This is a genomic window from Paenibacillus sp. UASWS1643, from assembly GCF_008693195.1.
GTDB lineage: Bacteria > Bacillota > Bacilli > Paenibacillales > Paenibacillaceae > Paenibacillus > Paenibacillus amylolyticus_B.
Genome location: NZ_VXKZ01000088.1, coordinates 13,183 through 24,380, shown reverse-complemented (window position 1 = coordinate 24,380; position 11,198 = coordinate 13,183). Strand labels below are relative to the sequence as shown.

Annotated in this window: 15 protein-coding genes and 1 other annotated feature; all 15 genes read right to left on the bottom strand. The window is 46.0% G+C overall.

Features of this window, described 5'->3' with window-relative positions:
* Positions 1-68: 68 nt before the first annotated feature.
* Positions 69-689: a class I SAM-dependent methyltransferase gene (locus FE296_RS02190; protein WP_124118844.1), complete on the bottom strand. Its 621-nt coding sequence runs from the start codon at positions 687-689 to the stop codon at positions 69-71.
* 96 nt (positions 690-785) lie between these two features.
* Complete coding sequence (gene rplL, locus FE296_RS02185; RefSeq protein WP_062836176.1) at positions 786-1,145, bottom strand: 50S ribosomal protein L7/L12; 360 nt, start codon at positions 1,143-1,145, stop codon at positions 786-788.
* 72 nt (positions 1,146-1,217) lie between these two features.
* Positions 1,218-1,721 (bottom strand): 50S ribosomal protein L10, encoded by a 504-nt coding sequence (gene rplJ / locus FE296_RS02180; RefSeq protein WP_017692064.1) that lies wholly within the window; start codon positions 1,719-1,721, stop codon positions 1,218-1,220.
* 24 nt (positions 1,722-1,745) lie between these two features.
* Positions 1,746-1,892, bottom strand: a sequence feature (ribosomal protein L10 leader region).
* Between the two features lie 68 nt (positions 1,893-1,960).
* The gene (gene rplA / locus FE296_RS02175) at positions 1,961-2,653 is read right to left on the bottom strand and encodes a 50S ribosomal protein L1 (RefSeq protein WP_017692063.1); all 693 of its coding nucleotides are present in this window, start codon (positions 2,651-2,653) and stop codon (positions 1,961-1,963) included.
* Between the two features lie 94 nt (positions 2,654-2,747).
* Positions 2,748-3,173 carry a 50S ribosomal protein L11 gene (gene rplK / locus FE296_RS02170; protein ID WP_017692062.1) on the bottom strand — a complete coding sequence of 142 codons (426 nt, stop codon included), beginning with the start codon at positions 3,171-3,173 and terminating at the stop codon, positions 2,748-2,750.
* Positions 3,174-3,241: 68 nt separating this feature from the next.
* The gene (gene nusG / locus FE296_RS02165) at positions 3,242-3,775 is read right to left on the bottom strand and encodes a transcription termination/antitermination protein NusG (protein ID WP_024633599.1); all 534 of its coding nucleotides are present in this window, start codon (positions 3,773-3,775) and stop codon (positions 3,242-3,244) included.
* 21 nt (positions 3,776-3,796) lie between these two features.
* Positions 3,797-3,988, bottom strand: coding sequence for a preprotein translocase subunit SecE (gene secE / locus FE296_RS02160; RefSeq protein WP_017692060.1), 192 nt, complete (start codon positions 3,986-3,988; stop codon positions 3,797-3,799).
* A 17-nt stretch (positions 3,989-4,005) separates the two neighbouring features.
* Positions 4,006-4,155 carry a 50S ribosomal protein L33 gene (rpmG, locus tag FE296_RS02155; protein WP_072735843.1) on the bottom strand — a complete coding sequence of 50 codons (150 nt, stop codon included), beginning with the start codon at positions 4,153-4,155 and terminating at the stop codon, positions 4,006-4,008.
* A 304-nt stretch (positions 4,156-4,459) separates the two neighbouring features.
* Positions 4,460-5,104 carry an RNA polymerase sporulation sigma factor SigH gene (gene sigH / locus FE296_RS02150; protein ID WP_017692059.1) on the bottom strand — a complete coding sequence of 215 codons (645 nt, stop codon included), beginning with the start codon at positions 5,102-5,104 and terminating at the stop codon, positions 4,460-4,462.
* A 171-nt stretch (positions 5,105-5,275) separates the two neighbouring features.
* Complete coding sequence (locus FE296_RS02145; RefSeq protein WP_150364143.1) at positions 5,276-5,797, bottom strand: NYN domain-containing protein; 522 nt, start codon at positions 5,795-5,797, stop codon at positions 5,276-5,278.
* A gap of 5 nt (positions 5,798-5,802) precedes the next feature.
* Positions 5,803-6,549: a 23S rRNA (guanosine(2251)-2'-O)-methyltransferase RlmB gene (rlmB, locus tag FE296_RS02140; RefSeq protein ID WP_017692057.1), complete on the bottom strand. Its 747-nt coding sequence runs from the start codon at positions 6,547-6,549 to the stop codon at positions 5,803-5,805.
* A 43-nt stretch (positions 6,550-6,592) separates the two neighbouring features.
* A complete protein-coding gene (locus FE296_RS02135; RefSeq protein ID WP_036607160.1) occupies positions 6,593-7,072 on the bottom strand; it encodes a Mini-ribonuclease 3 in 480 nt (159 codons plus the stop codon).
* Positions 7,069-8,469 (bottom strand): cysteine--tRNA ligase, encoded by a 1,401-nt coding sequence (cysS, locus tag FE296_RS02130; protein ID WP_150364147.1) that lies wholly within the window; start codon positions 8,467-8,469, stop codon positions 7,069-7,071. The genes FE296_RS02135 and cysS overlap by 4 nt, the downstream gene beginning before the upstream one ends.
* Positions 8,470-8,511: 42 nt before the next feature.
* Entirely contained in the window at positions 8,512-9,171 is a 660-nt protein-coding gene (cysE, locus tag FE296_RS02125; protein ID WP_124118840.1) for a serine O-acetyltransferase, read from the bottom strand.
* 537 nt (positions 9,172-9,708) lie between these two features.
* Entirely contained in the window at positions 9,709-11,166 is a 1,458-nt protein-coding gene (gene gltX / locus FE296_RS02120) for a glutamate--tRNA ligase (protein WP_150364142.1), read from the bottom strand.
* Positions 11,167-11,198: the final 32 nt, after the last annotated feature.

Here is an 11,198-nt window from a genome sequence, read left to right as displayed (position 1 = left end):
GCCTGAATTTCAAGTCAATAGTCCTATTGCAAAAAAAATGATCCCCTGCTTACTTTACAAACTCGGATTCAGCTTTTAGTAGAACCCTCTTCCGATTTCATCGCTTTGAAAATCCGATAGCCTTTATCCTTCGTCACTTCTTCCACTCTTCCAAACAAAGATTCCAATTTTGCTTTCGCTGACGGGGCCCCTTGTTTCTTCTGAATGACAATCCACAACGAACCGCCTACCTTCAGATGGCGATGTGCCTGTTCGAAAATAGTATGAACCGTCTCTTTCCCAGCCCGTATAGGCGGATTGGTTAGAATAACGTCAAAATCTTGCTTTTTTACTTCAGCCAGTAGATTACTTTGTAGTACCGTAACATTGTTAATTCCGTTCGCTTTTGCATTCTCCCTGGAAAGTTCCACGGCTCTCTCGTTGATATCGATCATGGTGACATGCCCATCCGGTACAAGTTTGGCTGCAGTAAGACCCATTGGCCCGTATCCACAGCCCACATCGAGAACATGAGCCCCTGATGGCAACTCTATCGCATCAATCAATACTCTGCTGCCATAATCGATTCCGTTTTTGGAAAACACACCGGCGTCCGTCACGAATCGCAGACTGAATCCGCGAAGAACCGCTTCAGTTGCTCTGCGATCATGCGCTACTTGCGGTTTGTCCGAATAATAATGATTGGACATGCCCTCACTCACTTTCCATTTACAATTACAGCAACAAACCCCTTGATATAAGTCAAGGGGTTTGTTGTTTTGTTCATCTAGCTTATAAAAGCTAAATTATTTAACTTCGATTGTAGCGCCAGCTTCTTCAAGCTTAGCTTTAACCGCTTCTGCTTCTTCTTTAGCAACTTTTTCTTTCAATGCTTTTGGAGCGTTGTCAACCAGTTCTTTTGCTTCTTTCAGGCCGAGACCTGTGATTTCGCGAACTGCTTTGATAACGTTGATTTTGGAAGCACCAGCGTTAGTCAAGATTACGTCGAACTCGGATTGCTCAGCTTCAGCAGAAGCTACTGCACCCGCAGCAGCTACTGGAGCTGCAGCAGTTACGCCGAATTCTTCTTCGATTGCTTTAACAAGATCGTTCAATTCCAGTACAGTCATGCCTTTGATTGCTTCCAAGATTTGCTCTTTACTCATGAGTGAACCTCCATATATAATATTATTTTTTTTAATTCATTTGCCGCCTAAGCAGCATTCAGATCAAGTCGCTTACGCGCCTTGTTCTTCTTTTTCTGCAACTGCTTTAACCGCAAGCGCGAAGTTGCGCACTGGCGCTTGAAGCACGCTGAGGAGCATGGAGAGGAGTCCATCGCGGGATGGCAGTTCTGCCAATGCCTTAACTTCTTCTACTCCGATTACGCGACCTTCTACGACTGCACCTTTCAATTCCAGTGCATCGTTCTTTTTCGCGAAGTCGTTCAGAATTTTAGCTGGAGCCACAACGTCATCTACGCTGAATGCAATTGCAGTAGGACCTGTAAGAACACTATCGAGTTCTGTCAGTTCTGCTGCTGCAGCTGCACGGCGAAGCAACGAGTTTTTCAGCACTTGGAATTCGATCCCTGCTTCACGAAGTTGCTTACGCAACTCAGTTACTTGGGCAACGTTCAATCCGCGATAGTCAACAACAACAGTTGTAACGCTCTCGCGCAATTTTGCTGTTACTGCATCAACGGACTCTTGTTTTGCTTGAATCACTTTTGCGTTTGCCAATCTGTACACCTCCTGATCAAATTTATCCCATTAAGAAAAGCCTCCGTAGAATCACGAAGGCTTGATATATACTCATCATCGATTTGCATCGTTCTAAGTTCTATAATCACACCTCGGCAGGAAATTAAGCCAAATGGCACCTACTGTCTACGGCAAGCATATTCAAATGTCAACGGTCAGTCACTCGGACTCACAACTTTTATATCTTATCAAAAACAGGACAAGCCTGTCAAGAGATATTATCTAAAAGCTGCTGCGTTCACGCGTGCGCCAGGGCCCATCGTGGAAGAAAGACTAACATTCTTCAGATAAACACCTTTTGCTGCCGCTGGTTTAGCACGATTCAGAGCTTCCATGAGAGCTTTGAAGTTCTCATTAAGTTGCTCAGAAGAGAAAGAAGCTTTACCAATCGGTGCATGAATTTGACCTGCACGATCCAGACGATATTCGATTTTACCGGCTTTAATTTCTTGAACAGCCTTAGTTACATCGAAAGTTACCGTTCCGGCTTTAGGGTTAGGCATCAGACCTTTACCGCCGAGCAGTCGGCCCAATTTACCTACTTCACTCATCATATCCGGTGTCGCTACGCAGACGTCGAATTCGAACCAGCCTTGTTGGATTTTGTTGATCATGTCTGCATCACCAACATAGTCCGCGCCAGCCGCTTCCGCTTCTTTCGCTTTGTCACCTTTTGCAAATACTAATACGCGTTGTGTTTTACCTGTGCCGTGTGGCAAGACAACAACACCACGTACAGCCTGGTCTTGCTTACGAGGGTCTACACCCAAACGAACTGCTGCTTCGATTGTTTCATCGAATTTTGCAGTAGCTGCCTTTTTCACAAGCTCTACAGCTTCTGAAGGCTCGTAAGTTGCTTCGCTGTCAATCAGCTTAGCAGCTTCCAGGTATTTTTTACCGTGTTTAGCCATGTTTTATTCCTCCTTTGTGGTGTTAGCGGATATACCTCCCACATCAACCGGTCGCGAATCGACCGGTTTTACGAAGCCATGTTTCTTATGAAAATTAGTCTTCGATGGTGATACCCATGCTGCGGGCAGTACCTTCGACCATACGCATAGCGGACTCAACGTCTGCTGCATTCAGGTCAGGCATTTTTGTTTCTGCGATTTGACGTACCGCATCACGTTTAACAGTAGCAACTTTTTTCTTGTTCGGTTCGCCGGATCCTTTTTCAACTTTAGCTGCCACTTTCAACAGAACTGCTGCTGGTGGAGTTTTAGTGATGAAAGTAAAGGAACGGTCCTCGAATACAGAAATTTCAACTGGAATAATCAATCCCGCTTGATCAGCTGTACGAGCGTTGAATTCTTTACAGAATGCCATGATGTTGACACCTGCTTGACCCAAAGCTGGACCTACTGGTGGTGCTGGGTTTGCTTTACCTGCTGGAATCTGCAGTTTTACCATTTTAATAACTTTTTTCGCCATGATTGACACCTCCTTGCAAAATAGTGGTTAACGGGTTTTTCAACCCTCCCACAAGAAACTTGAAGAGACTATATCTTCTCCACTTGCGTGTATTCCAACTCAAGCGGTGTTTCCCGTCCAAACATGTTCACGTGCACTTTCAACTTGCTTTTGTCTACCAAAATTTCTTCCACGGAGCCTACGAAATTCGCAAAAGGGCCGACTTTAATACGTACGGATTCCTTAATATCGAACTCAATTTTCGGCTTAGGTTCAACCATACCCATGTGCTTCAGAATTTGTTCCACTTCTTCAGGCAACAATGCAGTTGGTTTGGACCCAGAACCTGTCGAACCGACAAATCCTGTAACACCTGGTGTGTTGCGAACAACATACCAAGAATCATCCGTCTGTACCATTTCCACCAAGACATAACCGGGGTAAACTTTACGCATAACGGTTTTTTTCTTACCGTCCTTGTTTACCACTTCTTCTTCCATAGGAACAAGAACGCGGAATATCTTGTCTTCCATGCCCATAGACTCTACGCGTTTTTCCAAATTGGCTTTGACCTTGTTCTCATACCCTGAATAGGTATGAACGACGTACCATCTTTTTTCCATATCAAGCCACCGGAACCCTTCTTAAATAATCGCTTCGATCACAAAGGAGATGCCAATGTCAATGACCCAAAAAAACAGCGTCATAACCACAACAGTACCAAGTACGATCAATGTGTAGTTGGTCAGCTCTTTACGATTAGGCCAGCGAACTTTTTTAAGTTCAGCCCAGCTTTCTGAGAAAAAGGAAATCAGAGATTTGAAACTTCGTTTCACGCCGACACCTCCAAAAACTATCTGGTTTCGCGATGAGAAGTCTGCTCGTTACAAAACTTGCAAAATTTCTTCATCTCCATGCGGTCGGGGTGATTACGCTTGTTTTTTGTCGTAGTGTAATTTCTTTGTTTGCAGTTAGTACAAGCCAAAGTAATAATTACCCGCATGATGTACACCTCCCGAAGACTTCCACATTCAAGCAGAGTCTCTAAATTGATCCTGAAAAAAAGCCATAAATTTAGGCCTACCTAAAACACTTTATCACAAGGGTATAACCATGTCAATGAAAGAATAGCCTTTCATTCATTGGGTATTACTTCCGTACAACGTACATTCGTTTCTCATCTCTGTTTTTCTCTTCTCCTGCATGGACCGAGCGATTACTAGTATGAACATTCTTAGATTTTATAAACTTGAGACACTAAAAAAAGACTCAAACACCGAGCCTTTTCCGTCAACGACAACATGTGTTTAATTATCTCGAACTTCCAGGTACTTTTCAAGTTTGCGCTTGACGCGCTGAAGTGCATTATCAATGGACTTCACATGTCTGTCCAAATCTACTGCAATCTCTTGATAAGATCTCCCGTCCAGATACAACATCAATACTTTACGTTCCAGATCACTCAGAATCTCGGACATTTTATCTTCCAGGCCCACAAACTCTTCCTGATTGATGATAAGTTCTTCCGGATCACTGACCTGGGTTCCACAAATCACATCGAGTAACGTACGATCAGACTCTTCGTCATAAATAGGCTTGTCCAGAGATACATAAGAATTAAGCGGAATATGCTTCTGACGTGTTGCTGTCTTAATCGCCGTGATGATCTGTCTTGTAATACACAGTTCGGCAAAAGCCTTGAACGAAGCCAGCTTGTCCCCTTTGAAATCTCGAATGGATTTGTAGAGGCCAATCATTCCTTCTTGAATAATATCTTCCCGGTCTGCCCCAATCAGAAAATAAGATCTTGCCTTGGCGCGTACAAAGTTACGATATTTGTTAATTAGAAACTCTAACGCTTCGCTTTCGCCTTCACGGAAAGCTTCGACAATGTCTTCGTCACTTTGGTAATCATACTTGGATAACATGATATCTTTGAGGTCGACACTCACAGACAATCCCTCCGGCTGCAACGCAAGGTACCCCGTTACTCTACTCTATGAAATATAGGATCAGTATATATGATGGTACCTCACACCGTCAACCACGCTCTGCCTAAAAAAGAACATCAATAACATAAATGTCAAGAGTTTCAATATTCTAAATTTTGTAAAAGCATGCTGTTATTCCCGGCGCCATCGCTCAAACTCTTTCAATACATCGGGACTTAACTTGCCCCTGAGTGTGTTACGCGTGGTCTTCGCCTGATCTTCTTCCAGTCGTTTTTTTAATTCTTTTTCGTTCTGCTCAACTTCAATTAGCAACTCCCTCGCAGATACACGTAGCGCTCCCTGTCCAAATATAACATGTTGCTCTACCATATCGCTCGTAGCCACATAGATTTGGCGTCTTCGCATGCTTAGTTCCCGAACGAGTCTCTCAATGCATTCGTCTGCCGTCTCTTTTTCCTTTGTAAAATAGATCTGCACTTTGCTCTGAGTAAAGGATTTACCGAGTCCAGGCACGAGGTAGGCGTCAAACACAACAATGACTCGACGGCCGGAGAAAGCCTGGTAGTCTGCAAGACGAAAGAGAAGCCTGTTACGTGCCTCTTCGAGCCCACTTTCCGCCAGTTTGGTTAATTCCGGCCAGTCACCAATCATGTTGTACCCGTCTACAAGAAGCACATCACGGGAATCAGCCATACCTTCTATTCCTGCGCTTGACGCGAGCGGAGCACTTCATACATGACAACCCCAGCTGCCACGGAAGCATTCAGGGAATTAATCTGACCTTGCATTGGTAATTTGATCAGCACATCGCATTTCTCACGAATAAGTCGTCCCATTCCCTTGTTCTCATTTCCGATTACCAATGCCACAGGGCCAGTAAAGACTCCATTACCAAAGACACCTTCATGAGCCGTGACATCTGTCCCTACAACCCATACACCTTCCTCTTTGAGGCGATCGATGGTCTGGCCAAGATTACTGACACGAGCCACTGGCACGTACTCCACAGCGCCTGCTGATGTTTTGGATACGGTCACGGTTACCGCTGCCGAGCGACGTTTGGGTACAATGACACCATGCGCACCCGTGCAATCTGCTGTCCGTAAAATTGACCCCAGGTTATGAGGATCTTCAATCTCATCCAGCAGAATCAGGAAAGGATGCTCATTCTTCGCTTTTGCTGCGGCAAGAATGTCTTCTACCTCCACATAAGCGTAAGGTGCCGCTTGAGCAACTACCCCCTGATGCTGAATGCCTGGTACCGTTTGATCCAGCTTACGCTTGTCCACGTGTTGAATGACAATACCTAGTTTTTTAGCCTCCGAGATAATAGGTTGAGTCAAATGTTTCTGTGCTGTATCGGCAATCCATATTTTATTAATGGTTCGGCCTGAACGCAGCGCCTCCGTCACGGAGTGTTTACCGGCGATCCATTCTTCTTCCATCGTTGTTCGATCCTCTCTGTAATGCGTTGTTTTGTTGAAATTTCTATTTTTTTGTCGGCGATGGCGATTGTTGTTCCGCGTGCTCAATGCCAAGCCCGATCAGTTCAATCATGCGATCATGATGACCACTGCTATAGAGGTAACCAATGAGACATTCAAAAGCCGTGGCATGTCTGTACTCCAACACATCTGCATTTTTGGGTACACTACCCGACTTGGCATTCCGCCCTTGCCGGACGATATCCCGTTCTTCCTCTGTCAGTTCAGCCTCAATCGTTGTAAGTATGCGGCTCTGCGCCTTCGCTGATACCAACCCGGTTGCACTACGGTGCAAATGATTGGGACGCATGTTGGCTTTCGACAACAGATATTGACGAACAGCTACCTCATATACCGCATCACCAATATAGGCCAGTGCAATAGGTGGAATCAACCTCGCAGGTCTGGAAGGAGGATACGGGAACCATCCTCCCTCTGTGACCTGCTCCTGTTGTTTTGGTGTATTTGGATGTCCTTCGCTCATTTGCGCCGCCATCTCATGCCCTGCGCCGTATCTTCAAGCAGAATGCCACGTGCAGACAATTCATCGCGAATTTCATCCGCTCTTGCCCAGTTTTTCGACTTGCGCGCTTCTACACGCTCTTCAATCAGACGTTCTACTTCCTCATCCAGAAGTTCTGGCTCTGCGTCAGTATAAATGCGCAGTACAGCATTCAATTCACTGAACAACTCGAGGAGTGCGCGAATGTCTGCCGCATTAACTACTTCTTGCTGCAACAGTTGGTTGGCTTCCCCTGCCCACTCAAACATAGCAGTAATCGCATCAGGAGTATTGAAATCATCCTGCATCTTCTCGTGATACTGCTGACGAATTTGGTCGAGTCTTGCCGCAAACTCTGCTGTGATATCCTGATCAACAGTTACTGCATTTAGACGATGGTTCAGGTTACCTACAGCATTCGCAATCCGGTCCACACTGTTCTGTGCCTGCTCCATCGTATCATCCGTGAAGTTCAATGGGTTGCGATAGTGGGTAGACAACATGAAATAACGAATCGCTTCGCGCTTATATTGATTCCGCAAGTCTTTAACAAGAACACCATTACCGAGTGATTTTGACATCTTCTCGTTATCAATTCGGATGAATCCATTATGCATCCAGTAGTTCGCAAGTGGTTTACCCGTTAATACCTCGGATTGGGCGCATTCGCACTCATGGTGCGGGAACTGCAAATCCTGTCCACCCCCGTGAATGTCCAGTGTATCCCCAAGGTACTCCCGAGCCATGGCGGAGCATTCAATATGCCAGCCTGGTCGACCATCGCCCCAAGGACTGGACCAATAGATCTCACCTGGTTTGGCAGCCTTCCAGAGCACAAAATCTTCGGGATGCTCTTTGCGCTCGTCTACACCCACACGGATTCCGAACTGCAGCTCCTGCAGGTTTTGTTTTGAAAGTTTGCCATATTCGCTGAATTTGCCTGTACGATAATAGACGTCACCGCCATTTTCATACGCAAATCCTTTTTCAACGAGCTCACAGATAAAATCAATGATCAGCGGCATGTTTTCCGTTACTCTCGGATTGCTGCTTGCCTTGGGAATACCCAATCCCTCAAGGTCTTCATAATAGGCAGCAATAAATTTCTCAGCCACGTGAGGAACGTCTGTTCCAAGTTGTTCTGCTTTGCGAATCAGCTTATCGTCCACATCCGTGAAGTTCACCACATAGTTCACATCATGTCCTGTCTGTTCCAGGTATCCACGAACTGTGTCGAAAAAGATAACCGGGCGTGCATTCCCGATATGAATGTAGTCATATACCGTTGGTCCGCAAACATACATTTTCACTTTCCCTGGCTCTTGGGGAACAAATTCCTCTTTGGTACGACTCATCGTATTATAAATCTGAAGCGTCATGGTCACTTATCCTTTCATCCTATACTGCCTTTATTTATTGTATCACGTATCACGCACAGTCTCATTTTCACGGGCATTCTGCAGTGTACGTACTTCTTTCTGCAATCGTTCGAGTTCTTTTTGCATACTGCGCAAGGAGTCAACGACCGGATCGGGCAATTGCTGACTGAGGCGATCTACCCGTCGGCCATCCTGTTTAACAATTCTGCCCGGTATACCTACCACGGTACTATTGGAAGGGACCTCCTTAAGCACAACGGAGTTCGCACCAATGTTACATTGATCCCCCACGCTAAATGAACCCAGCACCTTGGCTCCGGATGAGATAACCACATTATTACCAATGGTCGGATGTCTCTTTCCTTTTTCTTTCCCTGTTCCGCCCAGAGTAACCCCCTGATAGATAACGACATCATCGCCAATCTCACATGTTTCTCCAATAACAACGCCCATTCCGTGGTCAATAAACAACCGCTTTCCGATCGTAGCTCCAGGATGTATCTCGATTCCTGTCATAAAACGGCTAACCTGCGAAATGAACCGGGCAACCGAGAACCATCTTCGCTTGTATAAAAAATGAGCGATCCGGTGTGCCCATATCGCATGCAGCCCTGAGTAGGTGAATACCACCTCAAACCAACCTCGGGCCGCCGGATCGTTTTCAAACACCGCCTGGATATCTGATCTGATCTTCTTGAACATGCTCGTTCCCCTCTTGTTCAGGTTCCCGTCCTCCGGCTTACCGGACGGCGCGTTCCTTGGTAGTGTACTGCACACTCGCCTAAACAAAAAAACGCCCCTGCAGCATTTAGCTGCAGAGGCGTTTATCGCGGTCCCACTCTGCTCGGTCCATTCTTAAATAGAATGAGCCCTCAAGCGGTTTGGTAACGGAAACCAATCGTCACAACCTATCCTAACGTTTTCCCTTGTCATGATCGACAAAGGCGGGGCTGGATTCGGCTGTGCAGCTCACGGGCGCATTTCGACTGATGGACAGTGGATGGTTCACAGCCACCGCATCCAAAGAAATCTCTCTTTGCTGCGGGACCATCCTCTCTGAATCTGTCCGGGTCAGTCTACTCCTCCCGGTCTTTGCTGTTCTATTAGATAAATCATATCAATTATTCGTTGTGTTGTTATTATAGCGAAAAGGCCTCAGACTGACAACAGCCTCCTACGTAATCCATACTTCATAGACTGTGTTCAGATTCCATATTAACGGAATGTCTTCGACTAAGATTATTTTACTTGTGCAAGCAAACGTTCGATCACCGTATCCCGACCCAGAAGCACGATCGTTTGATTCAGATCCCGTCCATGCGTCTGTCCAGTCAAGGCTACACGAATTGGCATAAAGAGCTGTTTGCCCTTAAAGCCGGTTTCTTTCTGTACTTCCTTGATCAATGCAGCCATTTTGCTTGGTGTGAACTCTTCACTTGCCTGCACTTTATCCGCAAATGCCTTCAGCACGGTTGGTACTTGCTCCTCCGCAAGCACAGCTTCTCCTTCACTTTCAAGCTCCAGATTGGAACGGAAGAATACTTCCGACAATTCGACAATATCAGAGGCAGAATTCATCTGCTCCTGGTACAGGTGTACCAGAGTATAAGCCCATTCTTTTTGTTCAGCAGACAGCTCGGAAGAAATACGTCCAGCCTTTTGCAGATGCGGAATGGCCATTTCGGCAATACGTTCCGGGTCAGCATGTTTGATATAGTGGTTGTTCAAGTGAGCCAGCTTGTGGGTATCAAATACCGCCGGGCTCTTGGACAGACGTTTCGTATCAAAAATGGAGATCAGTTGCTCTTGCGAGAAGATCTCTTCTTCCCCTTCCGGCGACCAGCCAAGCAGGGAAATAAAGTTAAACATCGCTTCAGGCAAATAGCCGAGCTGATCATACTGCTCAATAAACTGAATAACGGATTCATCCCGTTTACTCAGTTTTTTGTGATTTTCATTCACGATCAGCGTCATATGACCGAATTGCGGCGGCTCCCAGCCAAGCGCTTCATAGATCATCAGTTGACGCGGCGTGTTCGAGATGTGATCTTCCCCGCGCAAGACGTGGGAGATCTTCATCAAGTGATCATCCACAGCAACAGCATAGTTGTACGTGGGAATGCCGTCTTTTTTCACAATGACGAAGTCACCGGATTCCTTGCTGTTGAACGAGATTGTGCCTTTAACCATATCATCAAACGTATATGTGCGCTCTTCCGGCACACGGAAACGAATACTCGCTACGCGGCCTTCTGCTTCAAATGCACTAATTTGCTCTGAAGTCAGGTCACGGTGTTTGCCAGAATAACGCGGTGTTTCTCCACGTGCTGACTGTTCCTCGCGCTCTTGCTCCAATTCTTCTTCCGTGCAGAAGCAACGGTAAGCCAGACCTTTATCCAGCAATTCCTGCGTATATTTACGATAGAGGTCCAGACGTTCCGTTTGACGGTATGGTCCGTATTCTCCGCCCACGTCAATACTTTCGTCCCACTCAATTCCGAGCCATTTCAGGTATTTCAGTTGGCTTTCTTCACCACCGGCAATATTCCGTTTTACGTCTGTATCTTCAATACGAATAATGAATTTACCGTTATTATGTTTGGCATATAGATAGTTAAACAACGCCGTACGGGCATTCCCGATATGCAGATGTCCCGTTGGGCTCGGCGCGTAACGCACACGAATTTCCGTGCTCATATGATCCCCTCCGTCACTAATTGATTGATGAT

What these genes read in the sequence shown, in the direction of transcription:
- FE296_RS02190 (WP_124118844.1), bottom strand. Translation starts at nt 689, where the DNA reads ATGTCCAATCATTATTATTCGGACAAACCGCAAGTAGCGCATGATCGC.
- FE296_RS02145 (WP_150364143.1), bottom strand. Translation starts at nt 5,797, where the DNA reads ATGGCTGATTCCCGTGATGTGCTTCTTGTAGACGGGTACAACATGATT.
- rplK (WP_017692062.1), bottom strand. Translation starts at nt 3,173, where the DNA reads ATGGCGAAAAAAGTTATTAAAATGGTAAAACTGCAGATTCCAGCAGGT.
- cysS (WP_150364147.1), bottom strand. Translation starts at nt 8,469, where the DNA reads ATGACGCTTCAGATTTATAATACGATGAGTCGTACCAAAGAGGAATTT.
- nusG (WP_024633599.1), bottom strand. Translation starts at nt 3,775, where the DNA reads ATGGAAAAAAGATGGTACGTCGTTCATACCTATTCAGGGTATGAGAAC.
- gltX (WP_150364142.1), bottom strand. Translation starts at nt 11,166, where the DNA reads ATGAGCACGGAAATTCGTGTGCGTTACGCGCCGAGCCCAACGGGACAT.
- rplA (WP_017692063.1), bottom strand. Translation starts at nt 2,653, where the DNA reads ATGGCTAAACACGGTAAAAAATACCTGGAAGCTGCTAAGCTGATTGAC.
- rlmB (WP_017692057.1), bottom strand. Translation starts at nt 6,549, where the DNA reads ATGGAAGAAGAATGGATCGCCGGTAAACACTCCGTGACGGAGGCGCTG.
- FE296_RS02135 (WP_036607160.1), bottom strand. Translation starts at nt 7,072, where the DNA reads ATGAGCGAAGGACATCCAAATACACCAAAACAACAGGAGCAGGTCACA.
- rplL (WP_062836176.1), bottom strand. Translation starts at nt 1,145, where the DNA reads ATGAGTAAAGAGCAAATCTTGGAAGCAATCAAAGGCATGACTGTACTG.
- rpmG (WP_072735843.1), bottom strand. Translation starts at nt 4,155, where the DNA reads ATGCGGGTAATTATTACTTTGGCTTGTACTAACTGCAAACAAAGAAAT.
- cysE (WP_124118840.1), bottom strand. Translation starts at nt 9,171, where the DNA reads ATGTTCAAGAAGATCAGATCAGATATCCAGGCGGTGTTTGAAAACGAT.